The sequence below is a fragment of the Aeribacillus sp. FSL K6-8210 genome (assembly GCF_037963925.1).
In the GTDB taxonomy this organism is placed as follows: Bacteria; Bacillota; Bacilli; order Bacillales; family Aeribacillaceae; genus Aeribacillus; species Aeribacillus composti.
In genome coordinates, this window is record NZ_CP150172.1 from 3,860,882 (window position 1) to 3,879,289 (window position 18,408).

Genomic DNA, 18,408 nt, shown 5'->3' on the forward strand with positions numbered 1-18,408 from the left:
TCAAATCTAGCATGACCTGAGCAAGAAAAATGTATGTATGATGCCAATCATCTTTTCTTACTAAATAGAATACCAACTTATGAGGATTTCGGCAACTTTATCCCGATAAATTTATGGATTATACACTTTATTTCGCTCGGGAAGGCAAATATTTTCTCACTGTATCCCGCAGCTCGTCAATGTCAAACGGCTTGGCGAAGTGTGTTAATGCCCCTAAATCTTTCGCTTCCTGAATCATATCCAATTCTCCATACGCGGTCATGATAATGACTCGTATATCAGGGTTAACCTTTTTTAGCCTTTTTAAAATTTCTATCCCGTCCATCCCTGGAATTTTCATGTCTAATAAAACGAGATCAGGGGAATGGTTTTCGGCTATTTCTAATGCCTGAAAACCGTTAGCAGCTTGAAAAGTTTGATAACCCTCTTTATTGAACACTTCATTCAGCAAAATCCGAATTCCGTATTGATCGTCGACAATTAAAATTTTCCCATCCATTTTTACACCTCTTAACTTAAACAAATGCAATACTTTTTAAAATTTTATTTAGTTATGTATTCTCGATTAAATTACAATTTCCTGCCAACCGATTCACAAATTATTCATATTTTGATTCTTCGCCGCTTTTTCTTATTATATAAGCAGAGAACTTTGTATAAAGGTGGCTGATGATTGAATGTTAAAAATTTTTACGACACAATTAACAGGGTTTTTCCAAAGAATTCAAGAGAAAGAAAACAGCCAAATAGAAGATGCCGCACGTCTTCTGGCGCAAGCTGCAATCGGAGAAGGCGCCATTTATGTAAAAGGATGGGGAATTCTTGAAGGAGTTTATGCCCAAGTTGAAAAAGGAGAATCCTTTCCGGCATGCAAGCCTTTGCCTGATGTGGATAACGTAACCGCAGCAGACCGTGTTCTCCTTTTCACCCCGTTTTCGACTGATCTTGATGCGATTGATACTGCGCAGCAATTGGCCGAAAAAGGGATTCCAACCGTTGGGGTTTCCGCAGCTGTTAACGGCGAAAAAAGCTTACAGCAATTTGTCGATATACATGTAGATTCCAAATTAACAAAACCCATTATTCCCACTGAACATAATGAACGAATCGGCTTCCCTGTGCTCATGACTTCATTATATGTTTACTACTGCTTATTTTTGACTGTGAAAGAAATATTGGAGGAACATGAAGAATAAACTTTACATGCAAGAAATGCGAAGAAATTGGCAAATCGCCAATTTCTTTTTTTATGAATTAGCATAGAAACCCATTGATTTCAAATTTAGTCCTCTCTTATACAGACTTTAGACCTTTATCAAATACATTTTGTAGTGCAGAGAGGCTGATGATCTGTTTCATGATTTACAATGCGTTTTTATGAAAAATCGCGTATAAGTTTTTTTCGATACTCTAATAAAATTTTATGTAAAATGCGACGCCGTTTATAGGGATGGTTTTTAAATTTAGAACAGCGTCGATTTCCCGATCGATTCTTTCTTCAAAATGAAAAACAAAGCCGCTGCTTTTGGAAAACAGTGAAAGATTTGTCGTAATAAAAAAATTTGTATTACGAGCAAAAAAAGGCTGTCTAACCAATCGTTCAGACAACCTTTTCTTTCATTTCTTATTGATTTTTCTTGTTTAGAGAAGCGTGAATGAACTCCCGGAAAAGAGGCTGCGGTCTAGTTGGCCGTGATGTAAACTCCGGATGGAATTGGGACGCAACAAACCAAGGGTGGTCTTGTAATTCAATGATTTCTACTAACCGTCCATCTGGACTTGTTCCGGAGAATACAAATCCGGCCTCTTCCATTTGCTGACGGAACTCATTGTTAAATTCGTACCGATGGCGATGACGTTCATAAATTACTTCATCGTTGTAGGCTTCATAAGCCTTTGTTCCTTCTTTCAATTTGCAAGGATATAAACCAAGACGGAGCGTTCCTCCTAAATCTTCTACTTCTTTTTGCTCCGGAAGCAAGTCAATAATCGGATATGGAGTGTTTGGATCAATTTCAGATGAATTCGCACCTTTTAATCCTAGAACGTTGCGGGCAAACTCGATCGAAGCTACCTGCATGCCAAGACAGATGCCAAGGAAAGGAATTTTTTGTTCGCGGGCGTATTGAGTCGCGATTATTTTCCCTTCCACTCCCCTGTCTCCAAATCCGCCAGGAACTAATATACCTTCAGCTCCCTGAAGCAAGTCTGCTACATTCTCCTTCGTAACATGCTCCGCATTGATCCAATCAATTTCCACATCGGCATCATAATAATATCCGGCATGCTTCAAAGCTTCCACAACGGAAATATAGGCGTCCTGAAGCTCGACATATTTGCCGACTAAGGCGATTTTAACTGTTTTTGATAAATTGCGGACTTTATTGACAAGCTCGATCCATTCCGTCATATCAGCTTGTCCGCATTGAAGATCCAAATAATCGCAAACAATTTGATCAAGGTTTTGTTCTTGCAATGCTAAAGGGACGCTGTAAAGAATATCGGCATCACGGCATTCAATGACAGCTTTCGGTTCAATGTCGCAGAACAAAGCAATTTTATCTTTCATCTCTTGGGAAATCGGCATTTCTGTGCGCACTACAATCACATTTGGCTGTATTCCCAATGAGCGCAATTCTTTCACACTATGCTGTGTCGGCTTTGTTTTCATTTCTCCTGCTGCTTTAATATATGGCACAAGAGTACAATGAATGTACATGACGTTTTTGCGGCCTGCTTCATTTTTCATTTGGCGGATGGCTTCCAAAAACGGCAATGATTCAATATCTCCGACCGTACCGCCGATTTCGGTAATAACGACATCAGCATTTGTTTCTCTGCCAGCGCGAAAAACGCGGTCTTTAATTTCATTCGTAATATGGGGGATGACTTGAACGGTTCCGCCTAAATAATCGCCTCTCCGTTCTTTTTTAATGACGGCCGAATAAATTTTTCCTGTTGTGACATTGCTGTACTTATTTAAATTAATATCAATAAAGCGCTCGTAATGGCCTAAATCGAGGTCAGTCTCAGCGCCGTCATCCGTCACGAACACTTCGCCGTGCTGATACGGACTCATTGTTCCCGGATCAACATTGATATATGGATCGAATTTTTGAATCGTCACATTCAACCCGCGGTTTTTTAGAAGTCTGCCAAGAGATGCGGCAGTAATTCCTTTCCCTAAAGATGAAACAACGCCACCGGTTACAAAAATATACTTGGTCATGCAAAAATTCCCTCCAGTTGCAATCTATCCTTTTGTTAATTTGCACAAAATAAATCGTCAGAAGGCATCAACAAAAAAATATGAAAGCTCCCTTCCTTTTCGGAAAGGGAGCTTTCATATTGTAATTTGTTTTCCGTACTTTTAAAGCCCAATTAAAATATTAGCGAGGAAAACTATGAAAGTCAACCCTTAAATTTAGGACATTATTGTTCGTCCAATTCTTCCTCATCGAGATCGAAATCAGCATCCAACTCGTCATCTTCTACATCGTAATCATCGTCAATTAGTTCATCATCAAAGCTTTCATCATCTTCTTCGTCCTCAAAATCATCGTCTTCTTCATCTACATAATCGTCAAGATCGTCATAGTCAAGATCGTCTTCAACCAAGTCTTCATAATCTTCAAGATCTTCTTCATCGTATGCAATCTTCGCTTTTTTCTTCTTCGTTTTAACCGTCGGCTGGGTTTCTTCTTCAATTTGATCGAGCGGATACCAGCTCTTAATGCCCCAGCTATTTTCCCCAATGCAAATAAATTTTCCATCTATATTTAAATCCGTATAAAACTGTGCAATGCGTTCGGTCGCTTCTTCTTCCGAAAGCCCTAATAAACTGCTAACTTCTTTCATTAATTCTTCAAACGGTATAGCTTGCCTTTTTTCGGAAAGAATAAGGTAAGCAATATCCACCATCGACATTTCTTTCAGCTGCTCCTGCGAGTATTGCGTTAAGCTCAAGGTCAGGCACTCCCTTTCTCGTCTTTCATCTATCTTTATTAAATGAAAAGGGCAACGAAAATAGAATAAAGCAGATATAATTCCGAATGATGAAATGCCGCCCTTTCAGTGATGTACCATATGATACGTTTGCATACCATTCATTATAAACAAATTTTACAACTTTATGCTACCGTATTGTGTCTTGATTTTAAATTTTTTCATCAAATTCCATTGTCTATCTTTCTATTTTTTAAAATTGCTTTCTATCTAACATATCTTTATGAAATGAGTTCTTGCTCCTTCGATTCGCCAAAAACAGCTTTTTCCAGCAGCTCCGCTACATCGTACGTTTTCACTTTATTTTCAACCTCTTTTGCTTTCGTTCCATCTGTCAGCATTGTTAGACAATATGGACATCCGGAGCTGATCACGCTTGGATTGACAGCTAATGCTTGTTCGGTGCGTGCAACATTGATGCGCACTCCCGTGTCTTCCTCCATCCACATAAGGCCGCCGCCGGCTCCACAGCACATGCCCGTTTCCCGATTCCGTTCCATTTCAACAACTTTTACACCTGGAATGGATGCCAAAATTTCACGGGGCGGATCATAAATTTCGTTGTATCTTCCAAGATAACAAGAATCGTGGAAAGTAATCGTTTCATTCACTTCATATTTCGGAACGAGCTTCTTTTCTTTCAACAGTTTTGCTAAAAGTTCTGTATGATGGTACACTTCGGCTTCAAAACCGAAATCCGGATATTCATTTTTAAATATGTTGTAAGCATGCGGGTCGATTGTAACAATTTTCTTCACATTATATTTTTCAAATTCGGCTATGTTGCTTGCAGCAAGCTCTTGAAATAAAAACTCATTGCCGAGGCGCCTCGGTGTGTCACCTGAATTTTTCTCTTTATTTCCTAATATAGCAAATTTCACACCTGCTTCGTTCAAAAGTTTAGCAAACGATAAAGCGATTTTTTGGCTGCGATTATCAAATGATCCCATGGAACCGACCCAGAATAAATATTCAAACTCCTCGCCTTGCTTTTTCAATTCCTTCACCGTTGGCACGTAGACATCTTCTCGTGATTTGCGCCAATTTTCCTTATCTTTGCGGTTTAGGCCCCACGGATTTCCTTGCCGTTCAATGTTTTGCATCGCCCGCTGCGCATCCGGATTCATTTTTCCTTCTGTTAATACAAGGTAGCGGCGCAGGTCAATGATTTTATCGACATGTTCGTTCATTACTGGACATTGGTCTTCACAATTCCGGCACGTCGTACATGCCCATATTTCTTCCTCTGAAATGACCTCCCCGATGAGGCTTGGATTGTAGTCGAGAGCCGCCGCCGCTTCACCTGTTCCCTTTTGCAGCGACTGAAGAGCCAACTGATTTCCCATCGTATTTTGAAATGCAAAGGCAGGCACCCAAGGGGACTTGGAAGTGATGGCAGCCCCTTTATTTGTTAAATGATCCCGAAGCTTTATGATTAAATCCATCGGCGAAAGCATTTTTCCAGTACCAGTCGCCGGACACATATTTGTACACCGTCCGCATTCAACACAGGCGTACAAATCGAGAAGCTGCGTTTGCCGGAAATCTTCAATTTTTCCGACTCCATATGATGTTTGAGTTTCGTCTTCAAAATCAATTTTCTCCAACTTCCCTGGATTTGACAAACGACTTAAAAAAACATTGGCAGGTCCTGCAATTAAATGGGCATGTTTAGACTGAGGGACATACACTAAAAATGTGAGCAAAATGAGCAGGTGCACCCACCAAAAAACGTAAAAAATAACAGCGGCGCCTGTTTCACCGACAAAGCCCAGCAGGAAAGCAGCCGATGAGGCAACAGGTTCACTAAAGCTTCGTTCATATCCCCTCCAAATCATGTACATACCGTTTCCAAGCAGTACAGACAGCATTAATCCGCTGATAAAAATAAGGACAAGTCCGGATTTAAACCCTCGTTTTAAACGGACAAGCTTTTCAATGTATCGCCGGTAAAAAGCAGCAACTACCGCTACTAAAATAAGGAGGGTAACAATTTCTTGGAAAAAGGTGAAAATCGGGTATAACGGTCCGAAAGGCAAATGGCTCCCCGGAATCAGCCCTTTTAAAATGAAATCAATCGCACCGAATTGGACAAGAATAAAGCCGTAGAAAAAAATAACATGAACCCAGCCCATTTTCTTGTCTTTTAATAGTTTTTTCTGTCCGAACACATTGACCCAAATCCGTTCGAAACGTTCTTTTACCTTCCCGTCGAATTCTTCTTTTTTTCCAAGTTTGATATAAGCAATTCTAGTTTGAATTAAATAAATAAACAAACACACCGCGTAAACGGTTACAAGCAAAAACGCAAAAAAATTAATCCATAATAGTGTATTCATTATTCTCCCCCATTCATAAAATCCCCCTGTTGTATTTGACTGAAATTTCGGACGTTTCTTAATTATATTATATAATGAATGAACGTTCAGTCAATTCGCCAAATCGTTGAAAATCGGAACCATTTTTCCTTTGTTTCGTATATAATGACAGTTATTTATTTCTAAAATATTGGTTCATCACCAAAAGATGTACTTGATTTTTACGTTAAAATGTGATAGAGGTCTCTAGACGGACACGCAAAGTAAAACGCTGGATATTTCGATACCCATATCCTCGCCTTTTGATCAATTTTATTTTGTTGTTGATTCCTTCCATTGGACCATTTGAGTAAGAAAAAACGATGCAAGAAAGCACTGCGTCTCTTCGGGTGATGAGTGCCTTGGCAATACTGCGTACGGCGGCACAGTCGCTAAAAAGGTACCGGTCAAACCATTGGGTCAAACGAGTTTCGGCTTGCTTTCTTGTTTGGCTTTTGGATACGTAACGGAAATGTTGAAGTGCTTGATAGACATCACGTAAATAAGCACTTTCTTGGCACCATTGTCGAACTTCCTGTCTCTCTTCTTCTGTTAATTTTTCTGGACGTTGGCTTAACAATCGGCACACGCGGCGAACGCTTCCATGTTTGGTTCCGCCTTTGGCAAGGTATTTGCGACAACGTTCCAGTGCATCGGTGAATAACTGAATCACATGGAAGTGGTCAAGAACATGGATGGCTTTTGGACATACCTTTTCAATGGCTTTTCTCATGGCAGGAGCCAAGTCGCTGACAACATACTTCACTTTGGAGGCGACGGGTTGAAGCGCCTCCACAATGGCTTCTTCATTTTTTCCAGAAGCAATGGAAAGGACATTCCGAGTCTGTGTGTCCATCACCGCTACTCCGTAATCATGTCCCTTTCGGAAAGCGAATTCATCCACACATACTACTGTAGGATTCGATGTTGGTAAAAGAGCCGGGGCATATTGATAAAACCAGCGTTCTACTGTCGTATAGGCGAGTTGTAACAAGCGAGCGACTTCTTGAATCGTTTTTCCGATGCATAACTGGGCGACCCAATGTTGAAACGATTCCGTCGCGATACTGTGAGACGGAAGTCCCGGATAAGAAACGGTGAACGTCAGAAAACAGGCTTGGCAACGCCGTCTTTCTATGGGAAGTTCAATCCAAAATAAACCGACCGTATTGGTATAGCCATGAATCCATTGTTTTCGTTTCGATGATATTTTGGTTGTCCGTCCGAAGCAAGTCGGGCAGATCGGACAATGAGGAGGGAGGGAAAGTTCAAAAATCCATCGTTCTCCCTCTTTTCGTTCTCCATGAATAAGAAAGCCTGGTAAAGTGATCAAATCTTTGATAAACTGAGATTGCATGCGAAATTTCCTCCATGGTTGATGGTTTGGTCACCTTTACCATACAGGAAATTTCGCATTTTTTGTACCCTTGATCAGAAAACAACCTGATTGTCAAGTACATTTTGTGGTGAAGAGCCAAAATATTGAACAAATTCCAAAATTTATTTGTTAATTTTGCTAGAGGAGTGCCGGAAAAATGGATACGACTGACATTGTCGGGCTCATTAAACAACACCATCATCAAATAAAAAAAACTGTCAAAAGGACTGTGAAAAACGAATCTCTTGTTGATGATATCGTCCAAGAAGTTTGTATTAAAATATATATATATTTTCAAACGAATGATATGCCTACCAATATCAGCGCTTGGATTACGACTGTCTCAAAAAATACAGCCACCGACCATCTTCGAAAAATTCAACGAAACAATCATTTGCTAAACCATCTGCAGCAAGAAGCAATTTTGCACAACTGCTCAGAATGGAATCCCGAATCCGAGGCCTTATTAAAACAAATGATTGAATACGTGCAAAATGCATTAAACGAAATGGATCCTAATACAAAAAAGATTATTCTATTGCGGCAGCAGGGATTATCCTATACAGAAATTGCCCAGCAGATGAATTTGCCTAAAAATACGGTGAAAACAAAAATTTTCCGCGGCCGAAAACAGTTAATGACATTTCTGCAAAAGAACGGGGTTTTTCAAAATGATTTATGAGGATGTTAGTTTTCAATATAACTAAGCGACCAATAATCTCTGCAACGACTGCCGGGCGTTTGCTGAACAACTCAAACAGCGTTCACATCGCTGTGGAAAACTCTCTTGACCTAGCAATAGAGCCTGCAATTTACTTTTGGATCGCGTTTTTTGTTTTTCGCTTTTTTCATTGTCTGCTTTTCCATAGCCTCAGCTGGTTCAGCCTCATTTCAAAAAGCAGTATGATGGATCCTGTTTAATATAGCAAAAAATGAATAAGCTCTTCCCTATCATAAACAAAATACAAAAGGGGTTATAACTCAACAAACAGCACAGCTGTCGGAAAATAAATAGCATGTCTCCTTCAAATATATGCAAACAAAAAAGCAAAAAGCCCTTTTTCACACAATAACTTGTTGAAAAAAGGCTTTTTCTGCTCTCTTCGTTTTAACATCCTAGAAAATGAGGTGCGATTAGGTTGAAATCGGAAAGCATTCCTATTTCCCTTTTACTCGAATCATTTCCCACATCTAAATTCGTTACATTTTTTCAGGAGCGGAAACGCCAATTAAGGTAAGGGCATTTTTCAGCGTGATTTGCGTTGCTTTCATAAGAGCAAGCCGCGCCTTAGATTTCATTTCATTGCTTGCATCAAGCACCTTTTCTGCATTGTAGAAGCTGTGTAGCACAGATGCCAGCTCAAAAATGTAATTCGTAATCCGATGCGGAATTCTTTTCTCTGCGGCTTCAGCGACAACGCCAGGGAATTCACCAAGCTTTTTTAACAGCTCTATTTCTTTCTCAGATTGAATTTCATTCAAAAGATCGCTTTCGTTTGCGTTGTAAGACAGGCCTTGCTCGTTTCCTTGGCGGAGAATGCTGCATACACGCGCATGAGCGTATTGTGCGTAATAGACAGGATTTTCATTTGATTCCGATACAGCCAAATCCAAGTCAAAATCCATATGCGAGTCGCCGCTTCTCATAGCAAAAAAGTAACGAACGGCATCCAAGCCGACTTCTTCGATCAATTCTCTCATCGTGACAGCCTTGCCAGTACGTTTTGACATTTTCACTTTTTCGCCGTTTTTAAAGAGGCTGACCATTTGCATAATTTCCACTTCAAGAATATTTTGATCATACCCCAGCGCCTGAATGGCTGCTTTCATTCTCGGTATATAGCCATGATGATCCGCGCCCCAAATGTTTATCAGCTTATCAAAGCCGCGATCCAATTTATCTTTATGATAAGCAATATCTGGTGTTAAATACGTATAAGACCCATCCTTCTTAATCAACACTCTATCTTTATCATCGCCAAATGCAGTAGAGCGGAACCATGTTGCCCCGTCTTGTTCATAAATGTGGCCGTTTTTCCGAAGCATGTCGAGCGCCTCATCAATTTTGCCGCTTTTGTATAGGGATGTCTCAGAATACCAAACATCGAAGGAAACGCGAAATTCTTCGAGGTCTTTTCTAATTTTCTCAAGCTCATATTTCAGACCGAGGTCACGGAAAAATTGCAGCCGTTCTTCTTCGCTTTTTTCAAGCAGACTGTCGCCATATTCATCAGCAATTTTTTTTCCGATTTCAATAATATCTTGTCCATAGTATCCGTCTTCAGGCATTTCCGCTTCTTTTCCAAGCGCTTCTAAATATCTTGCCTCTACGGACAGAGCTAAATTGTGAATCTGATTTCCAGCATCATTAATATAATATTCCCGGGTTACATCATACCCCGCTTTTTCTAAAATGTTGCAAAGAGAGTCGCCGAATGCTGCTCCGCGCGCATGCCCCAAGTGAAGATCTCCCGTCGGGTTTGCAGAAACGAACTCCACTTGGATTTTTTTACCTTCCCCAACATTTGATTCGCCGTATTTGTCACCCGCTTGAATAATGGCTGGAATCAACTTAGTTAAATATTCATTATTCATGAAAAAATTAATAAAGCCCGGACCAGCAATATCAATTTTTTCAATGGATGCTTTCGCTCGATCAAAATGTTGAACAATTTCCTCTGCAATCGCCCGAGGCGCTTTTTTAGCTATGCGAGCAAGCTGCATGGCCATGTTTGTTGAGTAATCGCCGTGTGCTTTTTCTTTCGGCACCTCTAAAATAACTTCCGGAATTTGCTCCTCTTCTGCGATGTTTGCTTTCAATACAGCATTTTTTATTTCTTGTTTCAGCTGCTCCTTTACTTCATCTACAATGTTCATTCAATGCTCCTCCTTCTTAAATTGAATGCTTAAACTGTGTAAACGAGGGGTATCTCCATTTATTTCGAGCAAATATTCTATGCTAAGTGTACCATGTTTTTCTTCATCTGTATGCCAGATAAGCGATTTTGTCTCTGCTGCGAGCTTCAGCGTCCCGTACGGTGTTTCATAATTGGCATACGTTTTTTGTCCCTGCTTGAAGCGCTGTCTTAAGCGAATGCCTCCGGAACGTATGAGAGTCGTTTCCTTTTCGCTGATTTTGATTAACGTCTTAACGGTTTCATCATCTTGAATCTCATCATAAACCAAATAAAAAGTGTGCTGCTTTTTGAAAAATTCCCCGGTTGTATAAAATTCAATCCGCTCTTCTTCTGTTTGATTTTGAAAAATCTTGTTTTGAACATAAATTTGAACAGGTACGCGCATGTCTTTATATCATCCTTTTTAGGGATTTATTCTATATTTTAGTGGAAATCATTTGCTGTTAAAAGCTTTATATTGGCCTGCCTGCCGCTTGACGCTCGATCCAAGCTGTTCAGCTTTTGAATAATAAAAAAGCCATAGCAGAAGCACTATGGCAGAAAAATGACTTTACTTTCTTTTTGCCACCCAGCCTAATAACATTTCGCGAATCAATTTGCTCGCTGTATTCGCTGTTTGTTCTGAATGGTCATATACAGGTGCGACTTCAACTAAATCAGCGCCGACAACTTTCACATCAGAACGGGCAATTTCATGTATAGAAGCAAGCAGCTCTTTTGATGTAATGCCGCCAGCATCGACTGTTCCGGTTCCCGGCGCGTGAGCAGGATCCAGCACATCGATGTCAATCGTAACATATACAGGTCTTTGTGAAAGTTTCGGAAGAATCTTTTTGAGCGGCTCGAGCACTTCAAATTTGGCAATGTAAAGTCCAGCCTCTTTCGCCCATTCAAACTCCTCCTTCATCCCAGATCGGATGCCGAATGAAAAAATATTTTCCGGGCCAATCAAATCGCTTGCTTTCCGGATCGGAGTGGCATGAGACAGAGGCTCGCCTTCATAATGCTCGCGCAAATCTGTATGCGCATCGATATGAATGACCGCTAAATTTGGATATTTTTTATGCATCGCTTTAATGACAGGCCATGTTACAAGGTGCTCTCCTCCAATTCCGAGAGGAAATTTATCCGCTTTTAAAATTTTGTCCACAAACTCTTCAATCAACTCAATGCTCCGCTTTGCATTTCCAAACGGAAGAGGAATATCGCCTGCATCAAAATATTTTACATCCCCAAGCTCACGATCTAAATAAGGACTGTATTCTTCCAACCCGATGGAAACCTCCCGAATGCGGGCCGGACCGAAACGGGAGCCTGGCCGGTAGCTGACTGTCCAATCCATCGGCATTCCATAAATGACTGCTTCACTTTCCTCAAAGCTTGGATGGCTTCTAATAAAAACATTTCCTGAATAAGCTTCATCAAATCGCATGGACATCACCCTCCTGTCTGAAAAAGCAAGAGGCTGATCCCTCTTGCTTAAACTGTATCATGCTATTCGCTTTTTGTTCAGTTTTCCTAAAGGCTATTTAATTATTTCGGAAACAAACTTCGGTAAAGCGAATGCAGCTTTATGAATTTCTTTCGTATAATATTTAGAATCCAAGTCAAAGAAACGATCGTCACTTACCTCAATTGGATCATATTTCTTCGATCCGATCGTGAATGTCCACAGCCCGCTAGGATATGTCGGGATGTTTGCAGTATATAGCCTTGTAATCGGGAAAATCTCTTTCACATCATGATAGACATTTTTTATCAAATCTGCCTTAAACCAAGGATTATCCGTTTGCGCGACAAAAACGCCGTCCTCCTTCAAAGCTTTGGATATTCCTGCATAAAACCCTTTTGTAAAGAGGTTGACCGCAGGACCGACAGGCTCGGTTGAATCCACCATAATGCAGTCATATTGATTTTCGCTTTGTGCAATGTGCATAAAGCCGTCGCCAACTTTCACTTCAACGCGTGGATCATCTAGTTTTCCGGCAATTTCCGGCAAGTATTTTTTTGAATACTCGATCACTTTGCCGTCAATTTCTGCAAGTGTTACTTTTTTTACACTTGGATGCTTCAGCACTTCACGGATAACGCCTCCGTCTCCTCCTCCGACAACTAGCACATATTCTGGCTTCGGATGAGTAAACAACGGTACATGGGCCATCATTTCATGGTAGACAAATTCGTCTTTTTGCGATGTCATTACCATTCCATCCAAGAAAAGCATGTTGCCGAATTCTTCTGTCTCCACTACCTCCAATTTTTGGAATTCGGTCTGTTCTGTATGTAAAGTGCGTTTAATTTTCATCGTAATCCCGAAATGTTCTGTCTGTTTTTCTGTATACCAAAGTCCTCCCAAGATTTAATCTTCCTTTCATATGTTTTTCCAATATCTTTCCCTAATTTGAACAGACAACACGTAAACCTCAAAAAAAGTATAGTGGAATCTATCAAAATTGCAAAGAATAAATTTCATTTTTCATAGGTGGAAGTTTAAAAACTTGCGAATCACCTCATACTGAATAACAAAACGAACGGGCTTAAGAGGTGATGGAAATGGAAGCGATGACGCCAAAAGGCATTCGTCTTACCATCAAAACAATCCGGGCATTATTTTTTATTCATTTTTTTGTTTTTGCTGCGGCAGCTATTTGTATTGCGGTTGTTTTGATTGCGGCTAAAGTACAAGGCGCTCCTTCCATTGTTGTGCCGCAATCAACTGTATTGTACGCAAGCAACGGAACGAAAATCGGTGAGGAGCATCACGGCGGCCGCCGTTTTTGGGTGGAACTTGATGAAATTTCACCCTATTTAATCAATGCGACAATCGCTATTGAGGACAAAAATTTTTATGATCATCACGGTTTTGATTTTAAACGAATAGCAGGTGCTGCCGTTGCCGATCTCAAAGCGATGGCAAAGGTGCAGGGAGCCAGCACAATCACCCAGCAATACGCAAGAAATTTATATCTTGGATTTGAAAAAACGTGGGCTCGGAAAATGACAGAAGCTTTTTATACCATTCGGCTCGAGATGAACTACTCGAAAGAAAAAATTTTAGAAGGCTATTTAAATACAATATATTATGGACACGGAGCCTACGGGGTCGAGGCGGCCTCCCGTTATTACTTCGGCAAAAAGGCAAAGGACTTGACGCTCGCCGAAGCCGCTCTACTTGCCGGCATTCCGAAAGGACCGTACTCCTATTCACCGATGGTGAACTATGATTTATCAAAAAAAAGACAAGAGATGATTTTGCAGACAATGGTCAAACAAGGGTTAATTACAAAAAAAGAAAGTGAACTGGCTGCAAAGGAAAAATTAACGTTCAAAACGAACGAAAACACCAAAACAGAAAAGTTTGCCCCCTATTTTCAAGATGAGGTTATGAAAGAAGTAAAAGAAATATTGCAGGACCACCAATTAATTGAAACAGCCGGTCTGAAAATTTTTACTACTCTTGATCCAAATCTGCAAAAAATTGCTGAATCGACCGTAGAAAAAGTCATGAGGAAAGACTCGGATATCCAAGTTGCCTTCTCGGCAATCGATCCGAAAACAGGCGAGGTAAAAGCTCTAATCGGCGGACGGAATTATAAAGAGAGCCCTTTTAACCGCATGACTCAGGCAAAACGTCAGCCTGGTTCAACGATTAAGCCGTTTCTATATTATGCAGCCTTGGAAAATGGATTTACGCCGTCCACAACGCTGAAAAGCGAGCCGACAACGTTCCATTTTCAAAATGGAACAAACACGTATTCCCCGGGCAACTACAATGGCTACTACGCAAATGATGAAATTACATTAATAGAAGCCCTTGCTTTGTCCGACAATATTTATGCTGTTAAAACCCATATGTTTATCGGTATGGATCAATTAATAAAAATGGGAAAGCTTTTTGGAATCGGAGAAAATTTTAAAATGGTTCCGTCGCTAGCTTTAGGAACTTCTCCCGTAAGGCCGCTCGATCTCATGAACGCTTACGGCATTTTAGCGAACGGCGGTCAAAAAATAAAACCGATATTTGTCCGTAAAATCATTGATAAAAATGGAAAAGTCTTATATGAGGCAAATGTTGAAAAGGAGCAAATTCTAAATGAACAAACAGCCTTTATCACCGCACATTTAATGACCGGCATGTTTGATCGAAAGCTAAACAGTTATACAACTGTTACAGGGGAAAACATTATCGATCAACTATCAAGGCCTTTTGCTGGGAAATCCGGGACGACAAAGACTGACAGCTGGATGATCGGATTTGCCCCGCAGCTCGTAGCAGGTGTATGGACAGGTTATGACAAAGGAAAGACGATTGACATGGTCGAGGAACGAGCCTATTCGAAAAAAATTTGGGCCGGCTTTATGGAAGAAGCGTTGAAACATGAACCTGTAAAACAATTTAAGCCGCCTGAAGGAGTTGTCGGTGTTTATGTCAATCCGGAAAACGGGCTTTTAGCGACGAAAGAATGTCCCGTCTCCCGCCTTGCGTATTATGTGAAAGGCACGGAACCAACAAAATATTGCATGGAGCACCTCGACAATATGGAAGAGCCGAAAAACAGCGGGCGGAAAAAAAAGGATGAACCATTATGGAGAAGGCTTATGCCGTGGTTTTAGACATATAGGCAAAATAAGGGTTTGCGCATAGTCTTGACGCAAGCCCTTATTTATTTTTCAAAGAAGATGCAGCTCCTATGATATACTATAAAAAAGGACGATATATATTTCAGATGTCATAACAAGAGACCAGTCTTTGTAGAAATCGACCGATTACATGTATGTTACAGCTCTTATATTTTTCGAAAGCTTCAGCGAAGAATCTGAGGAAAAATAAACGAAATAGCCGATTTCTACTATCCTTTTCATGCTTAAAAACACACGACTGAAAGGATTATCACAGCAATGAACGAATTATTAAAACAGCCGGAATGGAGAATCATCGATCATTCAAGCTTAGGACTCTTTTTTGATGCCAAGCAATCATTCGCTTACGATGATACGTTGTGCACGACAGTCGGGAGCGGCATGTCCCCCGCGACAGTCCGCACTTGGGTGCATCATGATACGATTGTTCTCGGCATTCAAGATACAAGAGCCCCGTTTTTAAAAGATGGAGTAGATTTTTTAAAAAAACAAGGATATAAAGTCATCGTTCGAAATTCCGGCGGGTTGGCTGTTGTTTTGGATGAAGGGATTTTAAACGTATCGATCATTTTACCGGAAAAGGAAAAAGGAATTGACATTAACCGTGGTTATGATGCAATGAAGGATTTAATCTGTTTCATCTTGAAACCGTATGGTGCAGAAGTCGAAGCAGGAGAAATTGTCGGTTCATATTGTCCCGGGAGCTACGACCTCAGCATTCACGGCAAAAAATTTGCCGGCATTTCTCAGCGCCGTCTTAAGAGAGGCGTAGCGGTTCAAATTTATTTATGCATCACAGGAAGCGGAGCAGCGCGCGCAAACGTGATTAAACAGTTTTATGACAAGGCAGCAAAAGGAGAAGCCGAACATTTCAAGTACCCAAACGTAAATCCGAGCACGATGGCGTCTTTACATGAATTATTAAAGGTGAAGTTAACCGTCCAGGATGTGGTGCACGACCTTTTTGCAGCTTTACAACATTTGAGCGGCCGCATTTATTCCTCCAATTTAACCGACTTTGAACTGGAATTGTATGAAGCAAACTTCATAAGAATGATAGAGCGGAATGAAAAATTTTTGCCTAATATGTAAATCGGGAAGGGAGAAAGTTATGTTTAAAAAAGTAGCTTCTGATGTTTTAGGATTAAGTGATATCGGCACGGTGATCAAGCCGGAGGATTATGATAAAGTGGACGCGGATGATTATGTCATGCATGAGGATGGGGAAAAAATCTACTTCCTCATTAAGTCGAAAACCGACGAGTATTGTTTCACAAACAAAGCGTTAATCCACGTTGACGGCACAAGCGCTGTCAGCAAAAAACGCACTTTAAAGCGGTATGACTACTATGCCCACCGCGTTTCAAACGTTGTGCTTGAAACGGCAGGGACTATTGATTTAGATGTAGAAATCAAATTCCAAATTGGAAACACGCCTTTTTCCATTGATGTTCATAAAAAACATTTAGAAGAGCTAAAAGATTTGTATAAAGCGTTGATTAAAATAGAAGAAATTTCAAACGATCATGACAATTATATGGAGTATGCAAAACAAAGCCTGCAAATGGCCGCCTCTGTATTCACCAACAACCGCATAAATGAAAGCAATATTTCCGAGCAATTTAAAGAAATTAACGATATTGCGTTCAATTGGCTAATGAATGCGAAAAAGCAATACAATTTAAAAGATTACGGGTTTGTGTTTGACCTTTTTATCCAGCAATAAAACACTAAATAAGTGCCTAAAAAATAAATCAAGCAGAGAAAAACAAACCGTTTCTCTACTTGATTTTGTATGTTTGATTGAAAGTAGCTGGCGAATGCTTGCTACTTTTTAGTATGTTGCGGATAATGCCGCAATCCCATTTTATTTTTTGTATGGCTATTATTCCAATATTGAATAAGATCAGGCTGCCGCCCTTTGTCCTTTAAAAAACGCAGGCGGAGCGTTTTCCGCTATTCCGCCATTTTTTCTAGATTGCCGTTTCGATCCATTTTAAACGTTGTTGTCGGACGTTCTTCTTCCTCAAAGAGAACTAGCTTTCGAGCGCGGTTCATAATCTTCATAAGTGTTTCATAGTCTTCTTGAACTGTTTTCGATTCTTCCTCAAGCTTGGCAACCTTCTTCTCCAACTCTTCGTTTTTCTTAATCAGTTCTTCATTTTCTTTTTTCAAACGCTCGTTTTCTTGCTGCAAAGCCTCGATATGTTCGCTGTTCCCTTGGTAAGTTCTTAAAAATTCAATTACGCTATCCATTGTCAGCTCTACTTTTGAATTGGCTGCAAGCTCTGGATGATTATAATTCTTTGAATTTTGCACCGCATTTACTTCAGTAAAATCACCAGGCGACGCTTCAGGCGGCGTATAAAGCAATCGCTTCTTTGCAGTCTGGCCTTTCCCAAGCGCTCTCATTTTCTGCTTTCTCTGTTTTTTTGCAAGCTGCAAAGCTTTTTCATACTTATGGCGCACAACGGCGTTCCAGCGGAAGCCACAGGCGGCCGACGTGCGGTTCAGCTTATCACCAACTTCTTCAAAAGCGTTTAATTGCGTGCTTCCTTCACGGACATGCCGCAAAACGGTTTCTGCTAATAGCAGATCGTTTTCTTCTGTCCAAGCATCCTGTCTTGTTTTCATTCACTCTCAACTCCCTTATTCTTGAATAATACTATTTGTTCTAGCATCATTTTTCCCAAAAGATTGAAAATATATACAAGGATAGTAGATTTTTACAGAAAAGCGCTGTACTTGATTTCAAAAAAAAGACAAGGTATACTACCCGATAGTGCTTATTCATAAAGAAAGGATTGTTCAAAAGGATGGCAAATGAGTTCCGTGTATGCGACGATTGTAAAGCGCCAAATTTAAAATCGCTTATTCCGAAATTAAAGAATTTGGATCCCGATTGCAAAATTGAAATCGGCTGCCAATCGTACTGCGGGCCCGGAAGAAAGAAAACGTTTGTATTTGTGAACAACCGTCCGGTCGCTGCGTTAACGGAAGAAGAGTTAATAGAAAAAGTGAAAGCAAAGCTTAAAAAATAAGAAACCGCCTTTTAAGGAATGAATGCTTCCTGAGGCGGTTTTTTATTTAAGGTTGTTGAACGACATTC

At 40.4% G+C, this 18,408-nt stretch carries 16 protein-coding genes; 6 read left to right on the plus strand and 10 right to left on the minus strand.

The window, feature by feature from the left end; genetic code table 11:
• Positions 1 to 127 precede the first annotated feature (127 nt).
• Positions 128 to 499, minus strand: coding sequence for a response regulator (locus NSQ41_RS18655; protein ID WP_063389041.1), 372 nt, complete (start codon positions 497 to 499; stop codon positions 128 to 130).
• 178 nt (positions 500 to 677) lie between these two features.
• On the opposite strand from NSQ41_RS18655, the gene NSQ41_RS18660 reads away from it, so the two are divergent.
• On the plus strand, positions 678 to 1,196 hold the full coding sequence (locus NSQ41_RS18660; protein ID WP_339210656.1) for a DUF2529 domain-containing protein: 519 nt from the start codon (positions 678 to 680) through the stop codon (positions 1,194 to 1,196).
• Positions 1,197 to 1,624: 428 nt separating this feature from the next.
• Here the strand turns inward: NSQ41_RS18660 and NSQ41_RS18665 are convergent, their stop codons facing one another.
• The 4 genes from NSQ41_RS18665 to NSQ41_RS18680 form a co-directional block, all read right to left on the minus strand.
• Positions 1,625 to 3,229: a CTP synthase gene (locus tag NSQ41_RS18665; RefSeq protein ID WP_063389043.1), complete on the minus strand. Its 1,605-nt coding sequence runs from the start codon at positions 3,227 to 3,229 to the stop codon at positions 1,625 to 1,627.
• Positions 3,230 to 3,432: 203 nt separating this feature from the next.
• The gene (gene rpoE / locus NSQ41_RS18670) at positions 3,433 to 3,966 is read right to left on the minus strand and encodes a DNA-directed RNA polymerase subunit delta (protein ID WP_339210658.1); all 534 of its coding nucleotides are present in this window, start codon (positions 3,964 to 3,966) and stop codon (positions 3,433 to 3,435) included.
• 260 nt (positions 3,967 to 4,226) lie between these two features.
• Positions 4,227 to 6,344: a heterodisulfide reductase-related iron-sulfur binding cluster gene (locus NSQ41_RS18675; RefSeq protein ID WP_339210660.1), complete on the minus strand. Its 2,118-nt coding sequence runs from the start codon at positions 6,342 to 6,344 to the stop codon at positions 4,227 to 4,229.
• A 205-nt stretch (positions 6,345 to 6,549) separates the two neighbouring features.
• Positions 6,550 to 7,719 (minus strand): ISL3 family transposase, encoded by a 1,170-nt coding sequence (locus tag NSQ41_RS18680; RefSeq protein WP_021292746.1) that lies wholly within the window; start codon positions 7,717 to 7,719, stop codon positions 6,550 to 6,552.
• A gap of 178 nt (positions 7,720 to 7,897) precedes the next feature.
• On the opposite strand from NSQ41_RS18680, the gene NSQ41_RS18685 reads away from it, so the two are divergent.
• Positions 7,898 to 8,422, plus strand: coding sequence for an RNA polymerase sigma factor (locus NSQ41_RS18685; protein ID WP_327873552.1), 525 nt, complete (start codon positions 7,898 to 7,900; stop codon positions 8,420 to 8,422).
• A 518-nt stretch (positions 8,423 to 8,940) separates the two neighbouring features.
• Here NSQ41_RS18685 and argS read toward each other — a convergent pair.
• The 4 genes from argS to speE form a co-directional block, all read right to left on the minus strand.
• Positions 8,941 to 10,617: an arginine--tRNA ligase gene (argS, locus tag NSQ41_RS18690; RefSeq protein WP_066251345.1), complete on the minus strand. Its 1,677-nt coding sequence runs from the start codon at positions 10,615 to 10,617 to the stop codon at positions 8,941 to 8,943.
• A complete protein-coding gene (locus tag NSQ41_RS18695) occupies positions 10,618 to 11,043 on the minus strand; it encodes a DUF1934 domain-containing protein (RefSeq protein WP_063389048.1) in 426 nt (141 codons plus the stop codon). It abuts the gene before it with no gap.
• 165 nt (positions 11,044 to 11,208) lie between these two features.
• A complete protein-coding gene (speB, locus tag NSQ41_RS18700) occupies positions 11,209 to 12,090 on the minus strand; it encodes an agmatinase (RefSeq protein ID WP_063389049.1) in 882 nt (293 codons plus the stop codon).
• A gap of 93 nt (positions 12,091 to 12,183) precedes the next feature.
• Entirely contained in the window at positions 12,184 to 13,014 is an 831-nt protein-coding gene (gene speE / locus NSQ41_RS18705) for a polyamine aminopropyltransferase (RefSeq protein WP_082829608.1), read from the minus strand.
• A gap of 197 nt (positions 13,015 to 13,211) precedes the next feature.
• On the opposite strand from speE, the gene NSQ41_RS18710 reads away from it, so the two are divergent.
• From NSQ41_RS18710 to NSQ41_RS18720, 3 genes are all read left to right on the plus strand, one after another.
• Positions 13,212 to 15,272, plus strand: coding sequence for a PBP1A family penicillin-binding protein (locus NSQ41_RS18710; protein ID WP_339198032.1), 2,061 nt, complete (start codon positions 13,212 to 13,214; stop codon positions 15,270 to 15,272).
• Positions 15,273 to 15,557: 285 nt separating this feature from the next.
• On the plus strand, positions 15,558 to 16,391 hold the full coding sequence (locus NSQ41_RS18715; protein ID WP_094244729.1) for a lipoate--protein ligase family protein: 834 nt from the start codon (positions 15,558 to 15,560) through the stop codon (positions 16,389 to 16,391).
• 19 nt (positions 16,392 to 16,410) lie between these two features.
• Entirely contained in the window at positions 16,411 to 17,025 is a 615-nt protein-coding gene (locus tag NSQ41_RS18720; RefSeq protein WP_063389052.1) for a PH domain-containing protein, read from the plus strand.
• Between the two features lie 230 nt (positions 17,026 to 17,255).
• On the opposite strand, the gene NSQ41_RS18725 is transcribed toward NSQ41_RS18720, so the two are convergent.
• Positions 17,256 to 17,933, minus strand: coding sequence for an RsfA family transcriptional regulator (locus NSQ41_RS18725; protein ID WP_066251351.1), 678 nt, complete (start codon positions 17,931 to 17,933; stop codon positions 17,256 to 17,258).
• Between the two features lie 182 nt (positions 17,934 to 18,115).
• Between NSQ41_RS18725 and NSQ41_RS18730 the strand changes: the two genes are divergently transcribed.
• Positions 18,116 to 18,340 (plus strand): DUF1450 domain-containing protein, encoded by a 225-nt coding sequence (locus NSQ41_RS18730; RefSeq protein ID WP_094244732.1) that lies wholly within the window; start codon positions 18,116 to 18,118, stop codon positions 18,338 to 18,340.
• The last annotated feature ends 68 nt before the right edge of the window (positions 18,341 to 18,408 follow it).

Coding starts and splice junctions, on each gene's coding strand:
- NSQ41_RS18655 (WP_063389041.1), bottom strand. CDS start 499: ATGGATGGGAAAATTTTAATTGTCGACGATCAATACGGAATTCGGATT.
- NSQ41_RS18660 (WP_339210656.1), top strand. CDS start 678: ATGTTAAAAATTTTTACGACACAATTAACAGGGTTTTTCCAAAGAATT.
- argS (WP_066251345.1), bottom strand. CDS start 10,617: ATGAACATTGTAGATGAAGTAAAGGAGCAGCTGAAACAAGAAATAAAA.
- NSQ41_RS18720 (WP_063389052.1), top strand. CDS start 16,411: ATGTTTAAAAAAGTAGCTTCTGATGTTTTAGGATTAAGTGATATCGGC.
- NSQ41_RS18665 (WP_063389043.1), bottom strand. CDS start 3,229: ATGACCAAGTATATTTTTGTAACCGGTGGCGTTGTTTCATCTTTAGGG.
- NSQ41_RS18715 (WP_094244729.1), top strand. CDS start 15,558: ATGAACGAATTATTAAAACAGCCGGAATGGAGAATCATCGATCATTCA.
- NSQ41_RS18730 (WP_094244732.1), top strand. CDS start 18,116: ATGGCAAATGAGTTCCGTGTATGCGACGATTGTAAAGCGCCAAATTTA.
- speB (WP_063389049.1), bottom strand. CDS start 12,090: ATGCGATTTGATGAAGCTTATTCAGGAAATGTTTTTATTAGAAGCCAT.
- NSQ41_RS18695 (WP_063389048.1), bottom strand. CDS start 11,043: ATGCGCGTACCTGTTCAAATTTATGTTCAAAACAAGATTTTTCAAAAT.
- NSQ41_RS18685 (WP_327873552.1), top strand. CDS start 7,898: ATGGATACGACTGACATTGTCGGGCTCATTAAACAACACCATCATCAA.
- NSQ41_RS18675 (WP_339210660.1), bottom strand. CDS start 6,344: ATGAATACACTATTATGGATTAATTTTTTTGCGTTTTTGCTTGTAACC.
- NSQ41_RS18725 (WP_066251351.1), bottom strand. CDS start 17,933: ATGAAAACAAGACAGGATGCTTGGACAGAAGAAAACGATCTGCTATTA.
- NSQ41_RS18680 (WP_021292746.1), bottom strand. CDS start 7,719: ATGCAATCTCAGTTTATCAAAGATTTGATCACTTTACCAGGCTTTCTT.
- NSQ41_RS18710 (WP_339198032.1), top strand. CDS start 13,212: ATGGAAGCGATGACGCCAAAAGGCATTCGTCTTACCATCAAAACAATC.